The following is a 22,011-nucleotide window of genomic DNA, read 5'->3' as shown; positions in this document are numbered from 1 at the left end:
ATGCATCGAAGATGTCAATACCCGTGGTACCGGATACCGGTGGTTTCGACTAGTTCTTACCGGTGAGCGCCCCGCCCGTCAGTGCAGATCACTCAGAATGGATCTGCGTATCGGCGTGGCTCGTTGATCACGGGCGGGTCTGGTTTTCGGCTGCACTCTGGCGAGGGCGCTTCCGGAGATGGCGTATACCGATACGCCGCGGGGATATCTGACGGGCGCTCTGGAAGACCGGCCTGTCGGTCGCCGTACCAGGCAATAGTTTCTGGTGAGTCGCCAAATGGCGCCCCGCCCTCCTCCAAATCGGTGATGTAGTAGTACACAACCGCCTCGTCCAGAGACAGCCACGGACCTGGGCTGATGTTTGACTCCCTGGTGTCGCGCACGAGCCCCAACGTGTTGTCAGCTGGGGGGGCCGTGTACACCAGGTACATCATTGGTCCGTCGGTCCAGGCATGCGAGACGAGAAATTGGTCGCGTGCTTTCCCGTTCTGATCGTCGATGTGACGCAAAAGGTTTCGCAGGACCTCGGCGGCGAACTCGCGTTGGGCGTCGGTGGCCTCAGTTGATGGGCACATAGTTGTTCACCCACGGCGGAGTCCACGTCCACTTCGGTCCCAATTCGACCACCCCGCTGCCCCCCTTGAGGGGAAACATCGTGATAACTCCCTTCTGCAGTCCGTCGGGTACGTCGGGACTACCCGTCCTGGTATCCACTTTGATGACCATTGTCACGCTCTCACCGGTGTCCTGGCAGTTGGCAATCCCGAGTAGGCCTTTCGTGCAGTGGTCACGGTTGATCGGGACTTCATAAGTGAGAACTGTCCCTTCCTCGCTGACTGGTCGACCGTGTGAAATCAGATCTTTGAACACATTGATGTTGACCACGCCATGTCGCCAGTACGCTTTATCCCACCCGAACCCCTTACCGCTGGGTGCGTCGTAGTAACCGCGCCGAAGCAGGACGCGGTTCCCATCTAGGTCCGTAGCCTCGGCGATCACCTGATTCGCCGGGTAGGGCGGTTCTCGCGGCGGGTCTTGTTTGAAGGTGTGGTTGTCGACGGCGTGGAGTCGGTTGTCGCTTGGCGGCGCGCCGAAGGTTGGGTTCTGCGGGAATGTGTCGCGGATTCCGGCTACGGCGGCGGTGATTTTGCCAGCGACCTGGTGATCGAGGCCCACCAATAGGGCGGCGCGTTGGCGGATGTTGCCGACAAGGGTTTCTGCTTGGGCTTCCCGGGCGGCCCGCTGCACGGGCGATCCACCGCTAAAGCGGTCGGTGATCGAGAGGTCTTCCGCGACGTCGAATCCTGTGGTGCGGGCGTCGTCTACTGCGTATCCCATTCGGGCGCGGGCGGTGTAGAGGTCTGAGGCTCCGCTGCGGGCAACTTTGGCTGCGGCGTGTAGCTTGTCGGCTGCTGCGCTGGTGGTCAGCATGTCGGTGTGCGTCGCGGTGCGCAGCGTGTCGGCGGCCTCACCGTGCCAGTCGATCGAGAGCGCGTCGTGCCAGACCTTGTTGGCGACCCCGTAGCTGCGCCCGCCGATGGCTTCCCAGTGATCGGCTGCCTCGGTGAGGCGTTCGGTGGGCCAGGCCAACAGTTGCGAGAGGCCAACGAAGCCTGCGATCGCCGACATCGTTACACGCCGGTCACGGCGGCCAACTCTTGGGCCGAGTCGGCTTCGTTGGTGATGTAGCAGGTGTTGGCGTCGCTAACGTGGGCTGCACGGGCACTCACACGATTGGCTAGCGCCGTTGTGAACGCTGTGACGTCGGCATGTGCTGCCTTGACGGCAGCTGCGCTGGGCTGACACGACAAACCGAATCCGATCGGGACCACGGTTTCGGTTAGTTCGCCGGCTGAAGTTCCCCAGCTGCTGGCCATCGCCTGCACACCAACGGTGTCGACATGCAGTTGCCGCGGCATGGCGGAAGCGTAGGCAGACTGCCGCCCGCCTGCCAGTCACCGCAGCCGGCCTCGATGTTCTTACTAGGCTTTGCGGGCATGGCGACTCGGCACATCCACGTCATCGGCATCGGTGCGGGAGACCCCGAGTATGTGACCGTCCAGGCGATTGAGGCACTCAACAAGACCCGGGTTTTCTTCGCGATGGACAAGGGCGAAGCCAAAAGCGACCTGATTGGGCTGCGCCGGGACATCTGCGCGCGGTTCATCCGCGAGCCCGGCTACCGCTTCGTCGAGTTGCCCGATCCGCGGCGCTCAACTGACGCCGATTACCGGGAGGCGGTGTCCGACTGGCACGCGGCGCGCGCCCGGATCTGGGCGACGGCCATTGCCACCGAACTCGGTCCCGACGGTGTGGGTGCCTTCCTGGCCTGGGGGGACCCGTCGCTGTACGACAGCACGCTGCGCATCCTCGATGCCGTCGCGGCAGAAATCGACGTCAGCTACGACGTCATCCCGGGCATCACCGCCATCCAGGCACTGACGGCACGGCACCGCATCCCGCTCAACGACGTCGGCGAACCGGTGCTGATCACCACCGGCCGCCAGCTTCGCGCCCGCGGCCTATCCGGCTCGGCGGTCGTCATGCTCGACGGCGAGTGCTCGTTTCGAAGTTGCCCGCCCGAGACACGGATCTGGTGGGGCGCCTACCTCGGCACCGACGACGAGCTGCTCGTCGCCGGCACGATCGGCGAGGTTGGGGGGCGCATCGCCGCGTTGCGGGCCGACGCCCGTGCAGGTCACGGTTGGATTATGGACACCTATTTATTGCGATCCGCGGAGTAGGTTCAGCCCCATGGGACCATTTCTCATTCGCGCCGCGTTGACGGGGTTCGCACTCTGGGTGGTCACCCTCGTCGTCCATGGGCTTAGCTTCGTCGGCGGCGACACCAGGTTGCAGAGGGTCGGCATCATCTTCGTCGTCGCGGTGATCTTTGGTCTGGTCAACGCGTTCATCAAACCGATCGTGCAGATCCTGTCGATCCCGCTATACATCCTTACCCTGGGCCTGATCCACATCGTCATCAACGCGCTGATGCTGTGGATCACCGCGTGGATCACCGCTCACACCACCCATTGGGGCCTGGCCATCGACCACTTCTGGTGGACCGCGATCTGGGCCGCGATCGTGTTGTCGGTCGTCAGCTGGGTGCTGTCGCTGGTGGTTCGCGACGCGAGGCGCACAGCTCGGCGCTGACCGGCACACTGGATGCATGCCTGAACTGCCCGAAGTCGAAGCGCTGGCCGACCACCTGCGCCGCCACGCCGTCGGCAGGGCTATCGGGCGCGTCGACGTCGTCGCGTTCTCGGTGCTCAAAACCTTCGACCCGCCGATCAACGCGCTGCACGGTTTGACCGTTACCGGCGCCGACCGGTGGGGCAAATATCTTGGGTTGCGGGCAGGCGAGTTGATCTTGATTACCCACCTATCCCGGGCCGGCTGGCTGCGGTGGTCGGACAAGCTGGCCGCCGCGCCGCTGCGACCCGGCAAAGGCCCGATTGCGCTGCGCGTTCATCTGGGCACTCCTGGGGAGGCGCCGGGCTTCGACCTCACCGAGGCGGGCACCCAGAAGCGGCTGGCGGTGTGGCTCGTCGACGACCCGATGCAGGTACCCGGCATCGCCGCGCTCGGGCCGGACGCGCTGCAACTCAGCGTCGACGACTTGGCCGATCTGCTGGCCGGAAACACCGGGCGGATCAAGTCCGTCATCACCGACCAAAAAGTGATCGCCGGCATCGGCAATGCCTACAGCGACGAGATCCTGCACGTCGCCAAGATTTCGCCGTTCGCCACGGCCGGGAAAATCGCAGACGGACAGCTGGTCGCATTGCACGACGCGATGGTGTCGGTGCTGACCGACGCCGTGAGCCGCTCGGTCGGTCAGCAGGCCGCCACGTTAAAGGGGGAGAAGCGCTCCGGTTTGCGGGTGCATGCGCGCACCGGCTTGCCGTGTCCGGTATGCGGCGACACCGTGCGGGAAGTGTCGTTCGCCGACAAGTCGTTTCAGTACTGCCCGACCTGTCAGACCGGCGGCAAGGTGCTAGCCGACCGGCGCATGTCGCGTCTGCTCAAGTAGCTATGCTGCGCGGGTGACTCGGCAGAAGATCCTCATCACCGGCGCGAGTTCCGGCCTCGGCGCCGGGATGGCCCGCGCGTTCGCGGCCAAGGGGCGTGATCTGGCACTGTGCGCCCGTCGCACCGACCGGCTTGACGAGCTGAAAACCGAACTGTCGCAACAGTATCCGGGCTTAGCGGTGGCCGTTGCCGCGCTGGACGTCAACGACCACGAACAGGTGCCGAAGGTGTTCGCGGAGTTATCCGACACACTAGGCGGAATCGACCGGGTGATCGTCAACGCCGGTATCGGCAAGGGCGCGCCGCTGGGGTCGGGCAAGCTGTGGGCCAACAAGGCAACCATCGAAACCAACCTGGTGGCTGCTCTGGTTCAGATCGAAACCGCGCTGCAGATGTTCAAGCAGCAGGGCTCGGGGCATCTGGTGCTGATCTCCTCGGTGCTCGGCGCCAAGGGGATACCTGGCGTGAAGGCGGCCTACGCGGCCAGCAAGGCCGGTGTGCGGTCGCTGGGCGAATCGCTGCGTGCCGAATACGCCAGCGGGCCGATCAAGGTGTCGGTGCTCGAACCCGGCTATATCGAGTCGGAGATGACCGCCAAATCGCAAAGCACGATGTTCATGGTGGACAACGAAACTGGCGTCAAGGCGTTGGTCGCCGCCATTGAGCGCGAGCCGGGCAGGGCCGCGGTTCCGTGGTGGCCGTGGGCGCCGATGGTGCAGCTACTGCGGGTGCTGCCGCCGCCTCTGGCCAAACGGTTCGCCTAGCCATTGCCGAGCAGACGTAAAAGCGCCCGACACGCCGGTGAACTTGGTGCTTTTGCGTCTGCTCGCGCGAACGTCAGCCCGCGCGGCCCCTCTCAACCCGATACCGGTGTACCAAAGCGTCGGTCGAGCTGTCCGACTGTTTGTCCGGCGATGCGTCCTCGGTGATGACCGGCAGCAGCGCCTTGGCCTGCGTCTTGCCCAGCTCGACGCCCCATTGGTCGAACGAGTCGATGCCCCACACCACGCCTTCGGTGAAGACCTGATGCTCGTAAAGAGCGATCAACTGGCCCAGTACCGACGGGGTGAGCCTGGTGGCCAGGATGGACGTGGTCGGTCGGTTACCGGGCATCACCTTGTGCGGCACCACATCGGCCGGCGTGCCTTCGGCGGCGATCTCTTCGGCGGTCTTGCCGAACGCCAGCACCTGGGTCTGCGCGAAGAAGTTGCTCATCAGCAGGTCGTGCATACTGCCAGTGCCGTCGGCGGTGGGCAGGTCGTCGGTCGGCTGGCTGAAACCGATGAAGTCGGCCGGCACCAACCGGGTGCCCTGGTGCAGCAATTGGTAAAAGGCGTGCTGACCGTTGGTTCCCGGTTCGCCCCAATAGATTTCACCGGTGTCGGTGACGACGGGGGTTCCGTCGGCACGGGTCGACTTGCCGTTGGATTCCATCGTCAGCTGCTGCAGATAGGCCGCGAACCGCGCCAAGTCGTTGGAATACGGCAGCACCGCACGTGACTGTGCGCCAAAGAAGTTCGAGTACCACAACCCGATCAGCCCGAGCAGCACCGGCGCGTTGGCCTCCAGCGGTGCGGTGCGGAAATGCTCGTCGACCAGGTGGAAGCCGGACAGGAAGTCCGCGAAAGCCTCTCGGCCGATCGCGGCCATCACCGAGAGCCCGATCGCCGAGTCGACCGAATAGCGTCCGCCGACCCAGTCCCAGAATCCGAACATGTTGTCGGTGTCGATGCCGAACTCGTCGACCAGCTTCTTGTTGGTCGAGACGGCAACGAAATGCTTTGCCACCGCGTCGTCGCCGAGCGCGTCGGTCAGCCAGCGCCGGGCCGCGGTTGCGTTGGTCAGCGTTTCCAGCGTCGAGAACGTCTTGGAGGCGACGATGAAAAGCGTTGTGGCCGGGTCTAAGTCGGCCAACGTTGCGACCAGGTCAGCGGGGTCGACATTGGAGACGAACCGCGCCGAGATGCCGGCGTCGGCGTAGTGCCGCAGTGCCTGGTAGACCATCACCGGTCCGAGGTCCGAACCCCCAATCCCGATGTTGACGACCGTGCTGATCCGTTTTCCGGTGGCGCCGGTCCACCCGCCGCTGCGCAGCCGGTCGGTGAAGTCACCCATCGCGTCGAGCACCGCGTGCACGTCCTCGACCGTGTTCTGGCCGTCGACGATCAGCTTCGCATCCCGCGGCAGCCGCAGCGCGGTGTGCAGCACCGCGCGATTCTCCGAGGTGTTGATGTGCACGCCGGCGAACATCTCGTCGCGGCGCTGCTCGAGGTTGGCGGTCCGGGCCAGGTCGGTGAGCAGTTTCAGGGTTTCGCGAGTGATCCGGTGTTTGCTGTAGTCGATGTAGAGGTCACCGACGGTGACGGTGAACTCGCTGCCGCGGTCGGGATCGTCGGCGAAGAGCTGGCGTAGGTGCGTGGTTCCGATCTGATCGTGATGCTTGCGCAGCGCGCTCCAGGCCGGCGTCGCTGAGATGTCGTGGATCTGTTCAACCGCAGTCATGGTTCGACCCTAGTCAGGTTGACCAGGCCCGGGTTTACGGCCAGGTGAACGGGCTGCTAACCGGCCGGCTCAGTGACCAAGTCGGCCGCGGCCCATTCTGAGCAGCAGCATGGCCAGGTCCTTGCCGTCGGGACCAAGCTCGCTGTAGCGCTCGATGACCTTCATTTCGCGGTTGTGCACCAGCCGGGTGCCGCCAGAGGCCATGCGGGCTTTGCCGATTGCTCTGGACACCTCGGCACGACGCTTCACCGCGGCCAAGATCTCGGCGTCGAGGCGGTCGATCTCGTGGCGCAGGTCGTCGATGTCGGTGAGTTGTTCGGTTTCTACAGTCATTTCAGACTCCGGAATCTCATTGTGTGGAGGGGGTGGGGGGTGTGGTCTCATCCGGTATCGGGCCTCACACAAGAGACGAGCCCCGGATCCGGAAGCGGACCACGGGGCTCTGGAAGCAGCTAAGCCACGGGCACCGCTGGCGGGTACCCGTAGAAAAATCGACGCTGCATGTTGAGCACGAGTCGAGTGTGCCACTTGAGGGCCTGCTAGCGCAAAGGTGTCGCCGAACGGCGGTAAGTTTGGACGGGAGATGCCGCCGACGACGATGCAGAAGGGGTGAGCGCGATGAGGTGGGGGTACGCCCCCACAAGTGGGAGGTACCCCCACCCGCTTGCGGGGGAGAGCGGCGCAGATTGAGTGTGTATGCGACCGATGCTCGGCAAGTTCCCGACGCTGATCAACTCCTGGACGGCCTGAACCCGCATCAGCGTCAGGCGGTGCTGCACGAGGGCTCGCCGCTGCTCATCGTCGCCGGCGCGGGCTCCGGCAAGACGGCCGTGCTGACCCGGCGCATCGCATACCTTTTGGCCGCGCGCAACGTCAGTCCCGGTCAGGTTCTGGCCATCACCTTCACCAACAAGGCCGCCGCGGAGATGCGGGAACGCGTGGTGGCCCTGGTCGGTCCGCGAGCACGCTCGATGTGGGTGTCGACGTTTCACTCGACGTGCGTGCGGATTCTGCGCAACCAGGCGTCGCTGATCGCGGGCCTCAACTCCAACTTCTCGATCTACGACGCGGACGATTCCCGCCGCCTACTGCAGATGATCGCCAAGGACATGGGCCTTGACGTCAAGCGATATTCGCCGCGGCTGTTGGCCAACGGCATCTCCAACCTGAAGAACGAGCTGATCGACCCGCAGCAGGCGGTGGCCAACCTGTCCGACGACGATCACGCCGATGACTTGGCGCGCACGGTGGCCGCCGTCTACTCCGAGTACCAGCACCGGCTGCGGGCCGCCAACGCGCTCGACTTCGACGACCTCATCGGCGAGACGGTCACGGTGCTGCAGGCTTTCCCGGAGATCGCCCAGCATTACCGGCGGCGGTTCCGGCACATCCTCGTCGACGAATACCAGGACACCAACCATGCCCAGTACGTGCTGGTGCGTGAACTGGTCGGCCGCGATGCCGGCGACGATCCCGACGGTGTGCCACAGGCCGAGCTGTGCGTCGTCGGCGACGCCGACCAGTCGATCTATGCATTCCGCGGCGCCACGATTCGCAATATCGAAGACTTCGAGCGCGATTATCCGAACGCCACGACGATCCTGTTGGAACAGAATTACCGCTCGACGCAGAACATCTTGTCGGCGGCGAACTCGGTGATCTCCCGCAATTCGGGACGCCGGGAGAAGCGGCTGTGGACCGACGCCGGCGCGGGCGAGCTGATCGTCGGCTACGTCGCCGATAATGAGCACGACGAGGCACGATTCGTCGCCGAGGAAATCGACGCAGTGGTCGCCGACGGCGAGCTCACCTACAACGATGTGGCGGTTTTCTACCGCACCAACAATTCGTCGCGATCGCTGGAAGAGGTGTTCATCCGCGCCGGCATTCCGTACAAAGTCGTTGGGGGCGTGCGGTTTTACGAGCGCAGGGAAATTCGCGACGTCGTCGCATACCTTCGGGTGCTGGACAACCCGGGCGACGCGGTCAGCATGCGACGCATCCTCAACACGCCGCGCCGCGGCATCGGTGATCGCGCCGTGGCCTGCGTGGCGGTGTACGCCGAGAACACCGGTTCCAGTTTCGCCGACGCTCTCGAGGCCGCCGCCGAAGGCAAGGTGCCGATGCTGAACACCCGGTCGGCCAAGGCGATCGCGGGTTTCGTCGAGATGCTCGACGACTTGCGGGCCCGTCTCGACTCGTCGCAAGGTGACCTCGGGGAGCTGGTCGAGGCGGTGCTGGAGCGCACCGGATATCGCACGGAGTTGGAGTCGTCCACTGACCCGCAAGACCTGGCCCGGCTGGACAACCTCAACGAACTCGTCAGCGTCGCACACGAATTCGCCACCGACCTGGCGAACGCGGTGGCGCTCGACGACGACTCTGTCGGCACCCCCGACGATGAAGACGTGCCGGACACCGGTGTGCTGGCGCAGTTCCTGGAGCGGGTGTCGTTGGTCGCCGACGCTGACGAAATCCCCGAGCACAGCGCCGGTGTGGTCACGCTGATGACATTGCACACCGCAAAGGGCTTGGAATTTCCGGTGGTGTTCGTGACCGGCTGGGAAGACGGCATGTTCCCGCACATGCGGGCATTGGGTGACGCGGGCGAGCTCTCCGAGGAGCGCCGGCTGGCTTACGTCGGGATCACCCGGGCGCGTCAGCGGCTTTACGTCAGCCGGGCCAAAGTGCGGTCGTCGTGGGGACAGCCGATGCTCAACCCCGAGTCGCGGTTCCTGCGGGAAATCCCGCAGGAACTCATCGACTGGCGGCGCCTCGACCCCACCCCGTCGTTCAGTGCGCCGGTCAGCGGCGCCGGACGGTTCGGCTCGCCGCGCCCGTCGCCGGCTCGTGCGTCGGCGAGCAAGCGCCCGCTGCTGGAGCTCGCACCCGGTGACCGGGTTACCCACGACAAGTACGGGCTGGGCCGGGTGGAAGAGGTTTCCGGCGTTGGCGAATCAGCGATGTCGCTGATCGACTTCGGCAGTTCGGGGCGGGTCAAGCTGATGCACAACCACGCCCCCGTCAGCAAGCTTTAGCGCGGCGACGATGCAGGCCGGAACGGCCTGAGGTGGGGGTACCGCCCGCTTACCGGGGGACGCCGCGCAATCAGGCACGGCCGGGCGGTCAGTCCTCCAGTAGCCATTCCTTGGTGCGCGGCAGCAGGGCCAGCACCACGCTAGAAACCGGCAGCAAGGGCAGGGCGTGCACGATCCAGGCGACGCGTGCGTCGGCGATGAAGACGCCACCGTAGGTCAGTAATGCGATCACGGCGCCGGCCACGATCAGGTAGCGCCCGAGGGATCGGCGTAGCAGTAGCAGGATCACACCGGAGATCGTCGCGAACGCGAACACCAGCGCGAGGAACGCGACTGCGACGCAGAACAGGCGGTCGGATTTCCACCAGCCCGCGATGAGGTCGGTTGCCACCACCGAGGTCGCCCAGCCACTGACGATGCTGACAGCGGAAGCGGCAACCGCCGTCGCTCTACTGGGTTCACCGGACAGCGTGCTGCTCGCCATGCCTGGGCGCTGGCTCGGAGCAACGTAGCGGGAAGGCGGCGGCTGGCGCGGAATGTGGGTGGTGCGGGCGTCGTCCACGATCTGCGGGAGCGGCGCGGTAGGCGCTCGCCGGATGATGCGCGTTTGGGGAGCGTAGCCAGGGCCCTCAGGAGGCCCGCCGGCGCGCACAGGTCCGCTTGGCGTCTGGGTGGGCGGGTGATCGCCTGGTGTGCGCTGGTTCGGCTCAGTCACCGGTCAACCGGCGAAAGTGCCGACGGACAGGCCACGTTTGGCCAGCCACGGCACCGGGTCCACTCGCTGGGTGCCGCCCAGCAGCACCTCGAAATGCAGATGCGGACCGGTGGAATTGCCACGGTTGCCCATGGTGGCAATTTGGTCGCCCGCCATCACGCGCTGACCCACGCTGACCATCGTGGTGTTGACGTGACCATAGAGCGTGACCGTTCCATCCGCGTGGCGGAGTTTGACCCACATGCCGTAGCCGGCGGTCGGTCCCGCGTCGATGACAACCCCGTCGGATACCGCCCTGATCGGGGTGCCGATCGAGTTCGCGAGGTCGATACCGGCGTGCAGCACGCCCCAGCGGTACCCGAAACCCGAGGTGAATATGCCCTTCGTCGGCATGACGAACAGCGGCTGCTGCAGTCGGGCCTCGCGCTGCGCGCGCTCCTGGGCGAACGCGACGCCCTTGGCCAGCTCGGCGTTGTGCACTGCGACGTTCGCGGCGGGCTGGACGGCGACCATCTGCATGCCGCGGGCCGACGTGCTGGTGGGCGCGCCGTTCATTGTCGCCGTGTCGGCGGCCAGCACCGTCTCGGCCCTGGAGTGATCAGAAGTGTGGGTGGCGGAGTGCGTAGCGGCGGCCGCAGCACCGGCGGCCATGGCGCCCATCAACACCCGGCCACGCGCCGGACCAGTCGGCTGCTTGCGATGCTGCCCTCGACGCCCCGGCAGATCCGGATCGCTTCGACGGCTGCGCAGCTCCGGTCGGTGCGAGTCGACCCGAGGCAGGACACTCGTCTCGACCTCGCTGGGGCCGGCCAGCGGCAGGACAGTGAGATTGTCGCTGTCGTCCAGGTCGTCGAGCTCGGGCGCCCGCAGGACCTGCGCTTCCTTGTCGAAGGCGGTGTTATCGCTAAAGTCCAGGTCATCGAGGTTGCCGAACTCATTGAACGGAATGATGTCGGTGACTTCGTTGCGGTCGAGTTCCAACCTGCGGTCGCGCGATTGCTGAGCGCCTTCTGGCGAAAGAGACCGTGCAAGGCTGGGCTGGGTCAACCTGATTGTCCCTCGGAGCGTGACCATAACGTTATCTGGACCCTGCGACGTTAACCGTCGAGCGCGGGCCATCGCAAGCCAAGCCGGAAATCCGCCGATGAATGTGATTTGAATCACTTCAGGGCCTGCGGTGAGATCTGCCACATCCGCGGATACCGACGACGGAACCTCCGAGCCGTGTCGATACAGTTCCCGCAAGCGGGCAACAGAAAACCGAGTTCGCTTACATATAGGCCGACACTTAGAAGTGAGCCATGGATCTTTTCGAGTACCAGGCGAAAGAGCTGTTCGCCAAGCACAACGTCCCGACGACACCCGGCCGTGTCACCGATACTCCCGAAGGCGCCAAGGCGATCGCTGAGGAGATCGGTCGGCCGGTGATGGTGAAAGCCCAGGTCAAGACAGGTGGCCGGGGCAAGGCGGGTGGCGTGAAATATGCCGCGACCGCCGACGACGCCTACACCCACGCAAAGAACATCCTCGGTCTGGACATCAAGGGCCACATCGTCAAGAAGCTGCTGGTGTCCGAGGCCAGCGACATCGCCGAGGAGTACTACATCTCTTTCCTGCTCGACCGAGCCAACCGCACCTACCTGGCGATGTGCTCGGTGGAGGGCGGCATGGAGATCGAAGAGGTCGCGGCGACCACGTCGGAGCGGCTGGCCAAGGTGCCGGTTGATGCGGTCAAGGGGGTGGATCTCGCGTTTGCCCGGTCGATCGCCGAGCAGGGTCACCTGCCTGCCGAGGTGCTCGACTCGGCGGCGGTCACCATCTCGAAGCTGTGGGAGGTGTTCGTCGCCGAAGACGCCACATTGGTCGAGGTGAACCCGCTGGTGCGGACGCCGGACGACCAGATTCTGGCGCTGGACGGCAAGGTCACCCTGGACGCCAACGCCGACTTCCGTCAGCCCGGCCACGCCGAGTTCGAGGACCGCGACGCCACCGACCCGCTCGAGCTCAAAGCCAAGGAGCACAACCTCAACTACGTCAAGCTCGACGGTCAGGTCGGGATCATCGGCAACGGCGCCGGATTGGTGATGTCGACGCTGGACGTGGTGGCCTATGCCGGCGAGAAGCATGGCGGGGTCAAGCCCGCCAACTTCCTCGACATCGGCGGCGGCGCCTCGGCCGAGGTGATGGCGGCCGGGTTGGACGTGATTTTGAACGACGCACAGGTGAAAAGTGTCTTCGTCAACGTCTTCGGTGGGATCACCTCGTGTGACGCGGTGGCCACCGGGATTGTCAAGGCATTGGAAATCCTGGGCGACGACGCCAACAAGCCGCTGGTGGTACGCCTCGACGGCAACAACGTCGACGAAGGCCGTCGCATCCTCACCGAGGCCAACCACCCCCTGGTGACTCTGGTACCCACGATGGACGAGGCCGCCGATAAGGCCGCCGAGTTGGCAAGCGCCTGAAAGGAATATGACCCATGTCTATCTTTCTGAACAAGGACAACAAGGTCATCGTCCAGGGCATCACCGGTAGCGAGGCCACCGTCCACACCGCCCGAATGCTCAAGGCGGGCACGCAAATTGTCGGCGGCGTGAACGCGCGGAAGGCAGGCACCACCGTCACGCATGAGGACAAGGGTGGCCGGATTCTCGAGCTGCCGGTGTTCGGCAGCGTCGCGGAGGCGATGGAAAAGACCGGCGCCGACGTGTCGATCATCTTCGTGCCACCGAAATTCGCCAAGGACGCCATCATCGAAGCCATCGACGCCGAAATCCCGTTGCTGGTGGTCATCACCGAGGGAATTCCGGTGCAGGACAGCGCGTATGCCTGGGCGTACAACGTCGACAAGGGCAAGAAGACCCGCATCATCGGGCCGAACTGTCCCGGCATCATCACGCCAGGCGAGGCGCTGGCAGGCATCACCCCCGCCAACATCAGCGGATCCGGTCCCGTCGGCCTGGTGTCCAAGTCCGGCACGCTGACCTACCAAATGATGTACGAGCTGCGCGATTTCGGGTTCTCGACGTCGATCGGCATAGGCGGCGACCCGGTGATCGGCACCACCCACATCGACGCGATCGAGGCGTTCGAGAAGGACCCGGACACCAAGGTCATCGTGATGATCGGTGAGATCGGTGGTGACGCCGAGGAGCGCGCGGCCGACTTCATCAAGGCCAATGTGTCCAAGCCGGTCGTCGGTTATGTCGCGGGATTCACCGCGCCGGAAGGCAAGACGATGGGCCACGCCGGCGCGATCGTGTCCGGATCGTCGGGCACCGCCGCCGCGAAGAAAGAGGCCCTGGAAGCGGCCGGGGTCAAGGTCGGCAAGACCCCGTCGGAAACCGCTGCGCTGACCCGGAACATCCTTCAGAGCCTGTAGGCGCTCGTGAGCCGCGCCGGCGACGATGCAGTGGGGGCACCCCCAGCCGCGCAGCGGCGAGGGGGACGATGCGATGAGGAGGAGCGGCGCTCGTGAGCCGCGCCGGCGACGATGCAGTGGGGGCACCCCCAGCCGCGCAGCGGCGAGGGGGACGATGCGATGAGGAGGAGCGGCGCTCGTGAGCATTGACCCGCGCACGCCCGTCGTGGTCGGTGTCGGGCAGGCCGCGGAGCGCATCGACGACGCGTACTACCAGGGAATGTCGGCCGTCGAACTGGCGGCAGGCGGTGCTCGCGCCGCACTCGATGACTGTGGCGCCGACGCCGCCAAGGTGGCCGCGTCGATCGACACCATCGCCGGCGTCCGGCAATTCGAGATCTCCGGGCCGGCCAAGGCGGTGCTTGGCAAGTCGAACAACTACCCGCGGTCGGTGGCCAACCGGATCGGCGCGGACCCCGCCCGCGTCATCTTGGAAGTCGTTGGCGGCCAAGGCCCCCAGCACCTGATCACCGAACTGGCCGGCGAGATCGCCGCCGGCCGGTCCGAGGTGGCGATGGTCTTCGGCTCCGACGCGACCTCGACCAACCGCTACTTCGCCGGGTCCGATAATCGGCCGGACTTCTCTGAGGCCGTTGACGGTTCGCTGGAAGACCGGGGCCACGGCCTGGACGGACTTATCAGCCGCTACACGGTCATTCATGGGCTTGTCGATGCGCCCACTCAATACGGGCTGCTGGAGAATGCCCGGCGGGCCAGAACAGGACTCGGGCCCGCCGATTACCTACGGCGGATGGGCGAGCTGTTCGCTCCGTTCACCAAGGTGGCGGCCGAGAACCCGTTCGCCGCCGCGCCGGTCGAACGCAGCGTCAAGGAACTGATCACCGTCACCGAGCGCAACCGGATGATTTCCGAGCCGTATCCGCGGCTGCTGGTCGCCCGTGATCAGGTGAACCAGGGCGCGGCGGCCTTGCTGATGTCCGTCGAGGCTGCACGCAAACTTGGCGTGCCCGAGGACAATTGGGTCTATCTACCCGGGCACGCCGATCTCGAAGAGCAGAGCCTGCTGGATCGGCCAGATCTAGGCCAGGCCCCGTCGGCGGTGATGGCGGTGCGCGAAGCGCTCTTGGTCGCCGGCATCGGCATCGACGACATCGCCACTTTCGATCTGTACAGCTGCTTTCCGGTGCCGGTCTTCAACATCTGCGACGGCATGGGAATCGCGCCGGACGACCCGCGCGGGCTGACCCTGACCGGTGGCCTGCCGTTCTTCGGCGGCGCAGGCAACAACTATTCGATGCACGGCGTTGCCGAGACGATCGCCAAGTGCCGAAGCGCGCCAGGACAATTCGGTCTCGTCGGCGCCAACGGCGGCATCTTGAGCAAGTACTCGGTCGGGGTCTACTCGACCACACCGACCGAATGGAGACCGGACCGCAGTGCGCAACTGCAGGAGCAGATCGGCCAGGCGCTCACCGTGGCGGTGACCGAGCAGGCCGAGGGCCCGGGCACCGTCGAGACCTACACGGTCCGGCGCGACGGCGGTCGGCCGACCGGGATCGTCATCGGCCGGCTGGACGCCGACGGCAGCCGGTTCCTTGCGACCACCGAGGACGACGACTTGATCGGGCTGCTCACCGACGGCGACCCGCTGGGACGGTCTGTCGTCGTGCGCTCGTTTGACTACGGAAACCGCTGCGCGCTCGGCTGACTAGACGGCGCTCGTGATCGCGGCGACCAACCCTTGGGGGTCCGCGACGGTCACGGTGAGCGCCGAGTGATCACGCAGACCGAGCACGCGATGGATCCGCGGCTCGAAATGGATGCATACACCTTCAGAGGCGTTGGTGCCGAACGTGAGTCCGTCGTCGACAACCGACAGCCGGGCGCCGACCGCGGTCCACCATCGGTACGGACCGGTGACGTGCGCGTCTTCAACGCGCGACAGCGGCGCGTCGACATGGAATGGCCCGTAGCGGGCGACCAGACGGCCGTCGTCGGTCACGGTCACACCCTGGGGGCCGGGCCACGCCCGAAACGGCAGCCACATCGGGGCCAGACGAAGATCGTAGCGATAGGGGAAGTGCCGGCTCATACGGCAGCGGCCAGTTTGCCGGCCAAGCGTTCCACGTACGCGGCGACCTCGTCCGTCGACTTGTCGGGCAGTCCGAACAGCACCTCGGTGACACCCAATTCGGCCCAGTGCGCCAATTTCTCGGGCACCGGCTTGAAATCCAGCGCGACGATCTGCGGCGCGCCTTCCCGACCGGCGGCTGCCCAGGTGTCCTGCAGCAGCTTCACCGGCTCGTCGATGTCGAAATCGCGGGGGGTAGTGATCCAGCCGTCGGCGCTGCGCGCGATCCACTTGAAGTTCTTCTCGTTGCCTGCGGCGCCCACCAGCACCGGGATGCGCGGCTGGATCGGCTTGGGCCACGCCCAGCTGGGCCCGAACTTGACGAATTCGCCGTCGTAGGAAGCTTCCTCTTCGGTCCACAACGCCCGCATCGCCTCGATGTACTCACGCAGCATGGTGCGGCGCCGGTCGGGCGGCACGCCGTGGTCGGCGAGTTCATCGGTGTTCCAGCCGAACCCGACACCGAGGCTGACCCGCCCACCGGATAGGTGATCGAGGGTCGCGATAGATTTCGCCAGCGTGATCGGATCATGCTCAACCGGCAACGCCACCGCGGTGGACAGCCGCACCCGCGAGGTGACCGCGCACGCCGCACCGAGGCTGACCCACGGGTCCAGTGTGCGCATGTAGCGGTCGTCCGGCAGCGACGCGTCACCCGTCGTCGGGTGGGCGGCCTGGCGCTTGACCGGAATGTGGGTGTGTTCAGGTACGTAGAAGGTGTGAAAGCCGTGATCGTCGGCGAGGGTGGCAGCGGCCGCCGGGGTAATACCGCGGTCGCTGGTGAACAGCACGAGCCCGTAGTCCATGCACTGAATTAGAACGTGTTCCAATCTTGCGGGCAAGGGCGGGGCCTCGTGATGGTCTTGAGGTCTGCGCCGCCTACTGCTCAAGGTGCGCTAGCGTGGTTGATCGGCACGCGTCGCAAACGCCCGCGCTAGTCGTCACGACGTTCACAGGGCGGTCTGAGGTAGCGTCGCGAGAAGCGGCCGCCTGGAGTACCAGCGCCGCACGACAGTGGCGCCGCAACAGCACTGGAAGGCACAGGAGAAGCCATGACCTACTCGCCCGGCAGTCCCGGATATCCGCCCGCGCAGTCGCCCGGGGGCTACGGGGCCTCCTCCACACCCTCGTTCACGAAATCCGATGACGGTGAAAGCAATCTGAAGGTCTACCTGGGCATCGGGGTACTGGTTCTCGGCTTGGCGAGCTATCTGCTGAGTTACGGCCCGATGATCACCCGCATTCTTCCGAACGGCGACGAACTCGTCGAAAGCGGCAGCACCTTGCCGATCGACCTGGGATTGCTGGCGGCGCTGCTGGCCGGGGTGAGTGTGTTGCCCAAGGCCAAGAACTACGCCGCGGTGGTGGCGGCGGTCGCCGTACTGGGCGCGCTATTGCTGGTCGAGGACACGATCGGCGCATCCGGCCGAGGCTGGGCGCTGTGGTTCGCCCTGGGCTGCGGGGTGGTCCAGGCTGTGCTTGCGGTCACCGCCCTCTTGCTGGATGCGGGCGTCATCACCCCGCCGGCGCCGCGGCCCAAATACGACCAGTACTACGGGCAGTACGGCGGCTACTACGGTCAGCAGTCTCCCTACCAGCAGCAGTCACCCCAGCAGTCCGGCTACGGGGCCCAATACGGCGGCTACCCGTCGGGGCCGTCGACCGGCGGTTTCAGCGCGGTCGGCCCGCAGTCTGGACCCATCCCGGCTCCGCAGTCCGGACCGCAGCATGGACAACAACAAGGATCGCCCACCCCGCCAACGGGTTTCCCCAGCTTCAGCCCGCCGCCGTCCTCCGGTTCCGGCGGGCCGGGTCAGGGCAACTCCGCAAACCACGCCGGTTCCGGCCAGGGTCAGCACTCGTATGGCCAGGGCCAGCAGCCCCAGGCGCCGTCGTCGCCGTCGGGCCCGTCACAGTCCTAACCGTGCGCACTCGGGCGCGGCGGGTCGCCGGCGAGGGGACCTAGTCGGTAACGTGCTCGAAGCGTGACACGGGTGCAGGACAGTCGAGCGGCGGGCGCCCGTCAGGCCCGTGACCTACTGCGGGTTGCGTTCGGCCCTGCGCTGGTGGCGTTGGTGGTCATCGCGGCGGTGACGCTGCTGCAGTTGCTGATCGCCAACAGCGACATGACCGGCGCGTTGGGTGCGATCGCCAGTATGTGGCTGGGCGTGCATCAGGTGCCGATCTCGATCGGCGGTCGCGAACTGGGCGTGATGCCGCTGCTGCCGGTCCTCTTGATGGTGTGGGGCACCGCACGCACCACCGCGCAGGCCACCCCCGCCACGGCTTCCTGGTTCGTCATCCGCTGGATCGTGGCCTCGGCACTGGGCGGTCCGCTGCTGATCTCCGCCATCTCGCTGGCGGTCATCCACGACGCGGCATCGGTAATCACCGAGCTGCAGACGCCCAGCGCGTTGCGTGCGTTCATGAGCGTGCTGGTCGTCCATGCCATCGGTGCGTCGATCGGTGTCGGCTCTCGAGTCGGCCGCCGGCTTCTCGGGACGTCACCGCTGCCCGACTGGTTGGTCGATTCGTTACGTGCTGCGATGGCCGGCGTGCTGGCGCTACTCGGGCTGTCCGGCATGGTCACGGCCGCCTCGCTGGTCGTGCACTGGGGGACCATGCAGGAGCTGTACGCGATCACCAATTCGATTTTCGGTCAGTTCAGCCTGACCGTGCTGTCGGTGCTCTATGTGCCCAACGTCATCGTCGGCACTGCCGCGATGGCAGTGGGATCCAGCGCTCATCTGGGTTTTGCGACGTTCAGCTCGTTCACCGTCTTCGGCGGCGACATTCCCGCGCTGCCGGTGCTGGCCGCGGCCCCCAACCCGCCGCTGGGGCCGGCCTGGGTTGCGCTGCTTATCGTCGGCGCATCGTCGGGGGTGGCCGTTGGACAGCAGTGCGCGCGCCGGCCGCTGCCGATCCATACGGCGATGGCGAAGTTGTTGGTCGCAGCCTCGGTGGCGGCGCTGACGATGGCCCTGCTCGGTTATGCCGCTGGCGGGCAGTTGGGCAACTTCGGCGACGTCGGGACTGACCAGGGCACTTTCGGGTTCGCGGTGTTTCTCTGGTTCGCCGTCGTCGGTGCAATCACCGTCGCGATGGCCGGCGGCGTCAGATACCCGCCGAGAAAGCCCAAACCGGCCCGGGCGGCGCAGCCTCCGGTAGCGCCGGAGCCGATTCTCTCGACCGACCCGCTCGACGAGTCTGACGGCGACGATCCCGGCGTCGTCGTCGAAGCTGACGATTCCTCCGCGACCGAGCAAGCCGCCGATCAACCGCCTGCGCCGTCTGACTGTCCGGCTCTCCCCGCCGAGCGGGAGGTGCCCCCACCTGGGACCGCAGACCGGCCCGCATCGTCGCCGGACGACGATGATTGATTGTCCGCCTTCCCCCCGGGTCGCCGACGGCCCGCATCGTCGGCGGACGGATTAGGCTCGCCCTGTGCAGCAACCGTTCCGCGTGCCTCCCAGCGCACCGGCACGATTGGTGGTCTTGGCGTCGGGTACTGGTTCGCTGCTGGCCTCGTTGCTGGATGCCGCCGTCGGTGACTATCCGGCACGGGTGGTCGCGGTCGGCGTGGACCGCGACTGCCGGGCCGTCGAAATCGCCGTCGCGGCCTCGCTGCCGACCTTCACGGTGCGGTTGCCCGACCATCCCGACCGCGCTGCCTGGGACGCCGCGCTCACCGAAGCCGCCGCAGCGCATTCACCCGACCTCGTCGTCTCGGCCGGCTTCATGAAAATCCTTGGGCAGAGGTTCCTTTCACGATTTTGCGGCCGTATCCTCAACACCCACCCGACGTTGCTGCCGGCGTTTCCCGGCGCGCACGGTGTGGCCCAAGCTCTGGCTTACGGTGTGAAGGTCACCGGCTGCACGGTGCACCTGGTGGACGCGGGCACCGACACCGGCCCGATACTGGCCCAACAACCCATCCCGGTGCTCGACGACGACGACGAAGAGACCCTGCACGAGCGCATCAAGGTCACCGAGCGGCGGCTGTTGGTGGATGTGGTGGCCGCGGTGGCGACCGGCGGCGTGACCTGGAACGGACGAAAGGCGACCATCGGATGAGCAGCGACGACCGGCAGGATTCCCGGGATTCAGCGAGAAGGCCGATCCGTCGCGCACTGATCAGCGTGTACGACAAGACCCGGCTCGCCGAACTCGCCAGCGGGCTGCATGCGGCCGGTGTCGACATCGTCTCGACCGGTTCGACCGCGAAAACCATTGCTGACAAAGGAATCCCGGTAACTCCGGTGGAAGACGTAACCGGTTTTCCGGAGGTGCTCGACGGCCGGGTCAAGACGTTGCATCCACACGTGCACGCCGGCCTGTTGGCCGACTTGCGGAAACCCGAGCATGCCGCGGCGCTCGAGCGACTCGGGATCGCGGCGTTCGAGCTGGTGGTGGTCAACCTTTACCCGTTCAGCGAAACGGTGGACTCCGGCGCGAGTGTCGACGAATGCATCGAGCAGATCGACATCGGCGGACCGTCGATGGTGCGGGCGGCGGCGAAGAACCATCCGAGCGTCGCGGTGGTGGTGGACCCGCTTGGCTATGACGGCGTGCTGGCCGCAGTTCAGAGCGGGGGATTCACACTTGCCGAGCGGAAGAGGCTGGCGTCGTTGGCGTTTCGGCACACCGCCGAGTACGACGTCGCGGTCGCCGGCTGGATGGGCTCGACGCTGGCGCCCGAGCAGCCGATGATGGTCTTCCCGGAATGGTTCGCGGGCACGTGGCACCGCTCGGCACTGCTGCGCTACGGCGAAAACCCGCATCAAAAGGCGGCGCTGTACACCGATGCCGGCGCCTGGCCCGGCCTGGCGCAGGCCGAGCAGTTGCACGGAAAAGAGATGTCCTACAACAACTTCACCGACGCCGACGCGGCCTGGCGGGCGGCGTTCGACCACGAGCAGACCTGCGTGGCAATCATCAAGCACGCCAACCCATGTGGGATCGCGATCTCGTCAGTCTCGGTCGCCGATGCGCACCGCAAGGCCCATGAATGCGATCCGCTGAGCGCATTCGGCGGAGTTATCGCGGCCAACACCGAGGTCAGCGTGGAAATGGCCGAATACGTGAGCACGATTTTCACCGAGGTGATCGTGGCGCCCGCCTACGCGCCGGGCGCGGTCGACGTGCTGGCGGGCAAGAAGAACATCCGGGTGCTGGTCGCATCCGAGCCGCTGGGTGACACCACTGAGCGCCGGCAGATCAGCGGCGGCCTGCTGATGCAGGCACGCGATCGTATCGATGCGCACGGCGACAATCCGGCGAACTGGACGCTGGTGGCCGGTGCGCCGGCCGCACCGGCCACACTGGCCGACCTTGCCTTCGCCTGGCGAACCTGTCGGGCGGTGAAGTCCAACGCGATCGTGATCGCCGCCGGTGGCGCCACCATCGGTATCGGCATGGGCCAGGTCAATCGGGTCGACGCGGCGCGGCTGGCCGTGGAGCGTGGTGGCGACCGGGTCCGTGGCGCGGTCGCGGCCTCCGATGCGTTCTTCCCCTTCCCGGACGGCCTGGAGACGCTGGCCGCCGGGGGCGTCACGGCGATCGTGCATCCGGGCGGCTCGGTGCGCGACGACGAGGTGACCGCCGCGGCAGCCAAGGCCGGGGTGACGCTGTACCTGACCGGTGCGCGGCACTTCGCCCACTGACCACCCAGAAAGCTAAGCGCTGGCCTCGTCGCGGGCGGTCGTCACGTGGCGGATGAACGCGGCAACCTCGTCGACGGCGCGGCGGGCATCCGGGTTGACGTCGAAGCTGAGCTGAAACATGTGCATGGCCTTGTGCCACACCTGCACCCACGCTGGCACGTTGTCGACCCGCAACCGCTCGGCCAGCGCGAAGGTGTCGTTCAGCAGCATCTCGTGCGTGCCGACCTGAAGCAGGAACGGGCCAAGGCCATGCAAGTCCGCCTCCGGCGGCATCAACGGCGGCGGACGGGTGCCGTTGACGGTGGCGAACACGTCGTAGATGAACTTCACCGTCATGAACGGAAACAACGCGTCCCGGTGGTCTTTGAGGGCCCGATACTTCAGGCTCATGTCGGCCGAGGTCAGCGGCGAGAGCAGCGCCTGCCCAGCCGGCACCGGCAACCCGGCGTCGCGGACGGCGAGCGCGGTGTGGGCGGCCATCAGACCGCCCGCCGAATCCCCGGCCAGCACGATACGGTCGGCGGCGAACCCGCGGGACAGCACGT

Annotated in this window: 22 protein-coding genes and 1 pseudogene; 13 read left to right on the top strand and 10 right to left on the bottom strand. The window is 66.1% G+C overall.

The window, feature by feature from the left end; all coding sequences use genetic code 11:
* Positions 1-92 precede the first annotated feature (92 nt).
* The 3 genes from ACLQI9_RS12755 to ACLQI9_RS12745 are packed head-to-tail and all read right to left on the bottom strand — an operon-like array spanning position 93 to position 1,919.
* On the bottom strand, positions 93-575 hold the full coding sequence (locus ACLQI9_RS12755) for a hypothetical protein (protein WP_442379204.1): 483 nt from the start codon (positions 573-575) through the stop codon (positions 93-95).
* On the bottom strand, positions 559-1,629 hold the full coding sequence (locus ACLQI9_RS12750) for a hypothetical protein (RefSeq protein WP_442391728.1): 1,071 nt from the start codon (positions 1,627-1,629) through the stop codon (positions 559-561). Before ACLQI9_RS12750 ends, ACLQI9_RS12755 begins: the two co-directional genes overlap by 17 nt.
* Before the next feature lie 2 nt (positions 1,630-1,631).
* Positions 1,632-1,919: a hypothetical protein gene (locus tag ACLQI9_RS12745; RefSeq protein ID WP_442379207.1), complete on the bottom strand. Its 288-nt coding sequence runs from the start codon at positions 1,917-1,919 to the stop codon at positions 1,632-1,634.
* Between the two features lie 78 nt (positions 1,920-1,997).
* Between ACLQI9_RS12745 and cobF the strand changes: the two genes are divergently transcribed.
* The 5 genes and pseudogenes from cobF to ACLQI9_RS12720 all read left to right on the top strand — a co-directional run bounded on the left by cobF (position 1,998) and on the right by ACLQI9_RS12720 (position 4,799).
* A complete protein-coding gene (cobF, locus tag ACLQI9_RS12740; protein WP_442391727.1) occupies positions 1,998-2,744 on the top strand; it encodes a precorrin-6A synthase (deacetylating) in 747 nt (248 codons plus the stop codon).
* Between the two features lie 10 nt (positions 2,745-2,754).
* On the top strand, positions 2,755-3,156 hold the full coding sequence (locus ACLQI9_RS12735) for a phage holin family protein (protein WP_442379211.1): 402 nt from the start codon (positions 2,755-2,757) through the stop codon (positions 3,154-3,156).
* A gap of 16 nt (positions 3,157-3,172) precedes the next feature.
* Positions 3,173-3,415, top strand: a pseudogene (locus tag ACLQI9_RS12730) (DNA-formamidopyrimidine glycosylase family protein); the annotation flags it as partial.
* Between the two features lie 147 nt (positions 3,416-3,562).
* A complete protein-coding gene (locus tag ACLQI9_RS12725; protein WP_442379226.1) occupies positions 3,563-4,036 on the top strand; it encodes a zinc finger domain-containing protein in 474 nt (157 codons plus the stop codon).
* Between the two features lie 13 nt (positions 4,037-4,049).
* The gene (locus ACLQI9_RS12720; RefSeq protein ID WP_442379213.1) at positions 4,050-4,799 is read left to right on the top strand and encodes an SDR family oxidoreductase; all 750 of its coding nucleotides are present in this window, start codon (positions 4,050-4,052) and stop codon (positions 4,797-4,799) included.
* A 73-nt stretch (positions 4,800-4,872) separates the two neighbouring features.
* On the opposite strand, the gene pgi is transcribed toward ACLQI9_RS12720, so the two are convergent.
* Both pgi and ACLQI9_RS12710 read right to left on the bottom strand, forming a co-directional pair.
* Positions 4,873-6,537 carry a glucose-6-phosphate isomerase gene (gene pgi, locus ACLQI9_RS12715; protein ID WP_442379215.1) on the bottom strand — a complete coding sequence of 555 codons (1,665 nt, stop codon included), beginning with the start codon at positions 6,535-6,537 and terminating at the stop codon, positions 4,873-4,875.
* 69 nt (positions 6,538-6,606) lie between these two features.
* On the bottom strand, positions 6,607-6,870 hold the full coding sequence (locus ACLQI9_RS12710) for a chorismate mutase (RefSeq protein ID WP_442379216.1): 264 nt from the start codon (positions 6,868-6,870) through the stop codon (positions 6,607-6,609).
* Positions 6,871-7,223: 353 nt separating this feature from the next.
* Between ACLQI9_RS12710 and pcrA the strand changes: the two genes are divergently transcribed.
* Positions 7,224-9,575 carry a DNA helicase PcrA gene (pcrA, locus tag ACLQI9_RS12705; RefSeq protein ID WP_442391726.1) on the top strand — a complete coding sequence of 784 codons (2,352 nt, stop codon included), beginning with the start codon at positions 7,224-7,226 and terminating at the stop codon, positions 9,573-9,575.
* A gap of 88 nt (positions 9,576-9,663) precedes the next feature.
* Here pcrA and ACLQI9_RS12700 read toward each other — a convergent pair whose 3' ends face one another.
* Together ACLQI9_RS12700 and ACLQI9_RS12695 are read right to left on the bottom strand one after the other, a co-directional pair.
* Entirely contained in the window at positions 9,664-10,290 is a 627-nt protein-coding gene (locus tag ACLQI9_RS12700) for a hypothetical protein (protein WP_442379220.1), read from the bottom strand.
* 3 nt (positions 10,291-10,293) lie between these two features.
* Positions 10,294-11,337, bottom strand: a complete 1,044-nt coding sequence (locus ACLQI9_RS12695) for a M23 family metallopeptidase (protein ID WP_442379221.1) — start codon at positions 11,335-11,337, stop codon at positions 10,294-10,296.
* 254 nt (positions 11,338-11,591) lie between these two features.
* Between ACLQI9_RS12695 and sucC the strand changes: the two genes are divergently transcribed.
* The 3 genes from sucC (at position 11,592) to ACLQI9_RS12680 (ending at position 15,380) form a co-directional block, all read left to right on the top strand.
* A complete protein-coding gene (sucC, locus tag ACLQI9_RS12690; RefSeq protein WP_442391725.1) occupies positions 11,592-12,755 on the top strand; it encodes an ADP-forming succinate--CoA ligase subunit beta in 1,164 nt (387 codons plus the stop codon).
* A gap of 14 nt (positions 12,756-12,769) precedes the next feature.
* On the top strand, positions 12,770-13,672 hold the full coding sequence (gene sucD, locus ACLQI9_RS12685) for a succinate--CoA ligase subunit alpha (RefSeq protein ID WP_442391724.1): 903 nt from the start codon (positions 12,770-12,772) through the stop codon (positions 13,670-13,672).
* Positions 13,673-13,850: 178 nt separating this feature from the next.
* Positions 13,851-15,380, top strand: coding sequence for an acetyl-CoA acetyltransferase (locus tag ACLQI9_RS12680; protein WP_442391723.1), 1,530 nt, complete (start codon positions 13,851-13,853; stop codon positions 15,378-15,380).
* Here ACLQI9_RS12680 and ACLQI9_RS12675 read toward each other — a convergent pair whose 3' ends face one another.
* The gene (locus tag ACLQI9_RS12675) at positions 15,381-15,764 is read right to left on the bottom strand and encodes a hypothetical protein (RefSeq protein WP_442376084.1); all 384 of its coding nucleotides are present in this window, start codon (positions 15,762-15,764) and stop codon (positions 15,381-15,383) included. It abuts the gene before it with no gap.
* Positions 15,761-16,609 carry an LLM class F420-dependent oxidoreductase gene (locus ACLQI9_RS12670; protein WP_442376085.1) on the bottom strand — a complete coding sequence of 283 codons (849 nt, stop codon included), beginning with the start codon at positions 16,607-16,609 and terminating at the stop codon, positions 15,761-15,763. Before ACLQI9_RS12670 ends, ACLQI9_RS12675 begins: the two co-directional genes overlap by 4 nt.
* A gap of 246 nt (positions 16,610-16,855) precedes the next feature.
* On the opposite strand from ACLQI9_RS12670, the gene ACLQI9_RS12665 reads away from it, so the two are divergent.
* The 4 genes from ACLQI9_RS12665 to purH all read left to right on the top strand — a co-directional run bounded on the left by ACLQI9_RS12665 (position 16,856) and on the right by purH (position 21,466).
* Positions 16,856-17,725 carry a DUF5336 domain-containing protein gene (locus ACLQI9_RS12665; protein WP_442391722.1) on the top strand — a complete coding sequence of 290 codons (870 nt, stop codon included), beginning with the start codon at positions 16,856-16,858 and terminating at the stop codon, positions 17,723-17,725.
* 72 nt (positions 17,726-17,797) lie between these two features.
* Positions 17,798-19,183, top strand: coding sequence for a cell division protein PerM (locus ACLQI9_RS12660; RefSeq protein ID WP_442376087.1), 1,386 nt, complete (start codon positions 17,798-17,800; stop codon positions 19,181-19,183).
* A gap of 64 nt (positions 19,184-19,247) precedes the next feature.
* The gene (gene purN / locus ACLQI9_RS12655; protein WP_442376088.1) at positions 19,248-19,877 is read left to right on the top strand and encodes a phosphoribosylglycinamide formyltransferase; all 630 of its coding nucleotides are present in this window, start codon (positions 19,248-19,250) and stop codon (positions 19,875-19,877) included.
* Positions 19,874-21,466 (top strand): bifunctional phosphoribosylaminoimidazolecarboxamide formyltransferase/IMP cyclohydrolase, encoded by a 1,593-nt coding sequence (purH, locus tag ACLQI9_RS12650; RefSeq protein WP_442391721.1) that lies wholly within the window; start codon positions 19,874-19,876, stop codon positions 21,464-21,466. The genes purN and purH overlap by 4 nt, the downstream gene beginning before the upstream one ends.
* Before the next feature lie 12 nt (positions 21,467-21,478).
* Here purH and ACLQI9_RS12645 read toward each other — a convergent pair.
* On the bottom strand, positions 21,479-22,011 hold a 533-nt coding region (locus tag ACLQI9_RS12645; protein ID WP_442391720.1), incomplete at its 5' end, for an alpha/beta hydrolase.

The organism is Mycobacterium sp. (assembly GCF_052143115.1).
Taxonomy (GTDB): domain Bacteria; phylum Actinomycetota; class Actinomycetes; order Mycobacteriales; family Mycobacteriaceae; genus Mycobacterium.
The sequence above is the reverse complement of the archived record's forward strand: the minus strand, read 5'-3'. Positions and strand labels throughout refer to the sequence as shown.

What these genes read in the sequence shown, in the direction of transcription:
- ACLQI9_RS12755 (WP_442379204.1), bottom strand. Translation starts at nt 575, where the DNA reads ATGTGCCCATCAACTGAGGCCACCGACGCCCAACGCGAGTTCGCCGCC.
- ACLQI9_RS12750 (WP_442391728.1), bottom strand. Translation starts at nt 1,629, where the DNA reads ATGTCGGCGATCGCAGGCTTCGTTGGCCTCTCGCAACTGTTGGCCTGG.
- ACLQI9_RS12745 (WP_442379207.1), bottom strand. Translation starts at nt 1,919, where the DNA reads ATGCCGCGGCAACTGCATGTCGACACCGTTGGTGTGCAGGCGATGGCC.
- cobF (WP_442391727.1), top strand. Translation starts at nt 1,998, where the DNA reads ATGGCGACTCGGCACATCCACGTCATCGGCATCGGTGCGGGAGACCCC.
- ACLQI9_RS12735 (WP_442379211.1), top strand. Translation starts at nt 2,755, where the DNA reads ATGGGACCATTTCTCATTCGCGCCGCGTTGACGGGGTTCGCACTCTGG.
- ACLQI9_RS12725 (WP_442379226.1), top strand. Translation starts at nt 3,563, where the DNA reads ATGCAGGTACCCGGCATCGCCGCGCTCGGGCCGGACGCGCTGCAACTC.
- pgi (WP_442379215.1), bottom strand. Translation starts at nt 6,537, where the DNA reads ATGACTGCGGTTGAACAGATCCACGACATCTCAGCGACGCCGGCCTGG.
- ACLQI9_RS12710 (WP_442379216.1), bottom strand. Translation starts at nt 6,870, where the DNA reads ATGACTGTAGAAACCGAACAACTCACCGACATCGACGACCTGCGCCAC.
- sucC (WP_442391725.1), top strand. Translation starts at nt 11,592, where the DNA reads ATGGATCTTTTCGAGTACCAGGCGAAAGAGCTGTTCGCCAAGCACAAC.
- sucD (WP_442391724.1), top strand. Translation starts at nt 12,770, where the DNA reads ATGTCTATCTTTCTGAACAAGGACAACAAGGTCATCGTCCAGGGCATC.
- ACLQI9_RS12675 (WP_442376084.1), bottom strand. Translation starts at nt 15,764, where the DNA reads ATGAGCCGGCACTTCCCCTATCGCTACGATCTTCGTCTGGCCCCGATG.
- ACLQI9_RS12670 (WP_442376085.1), bottom strand. Translation starts at nt 16,609, where the DNA reads ATGGACTACGGGCTCGTGCTGTTCACCAGCGACCGCGGTATTACCCCG.
- ACLQI9_RS12665 (WP_442391722.1), top strand. Translation starts at nt 16,856, where the DNA reads ATGACCTACTCGCCCGGCAGTCCCGGATATCCGCCCGCGCAGTCGCCC.
- purH (WP_442391721.1), top strand. Translation starts at nt 19,874, where the DNA reads ATGAGCAGCGACGACCGGCAGGATTCCCGGGATTCAGCGAGAAGGCCG.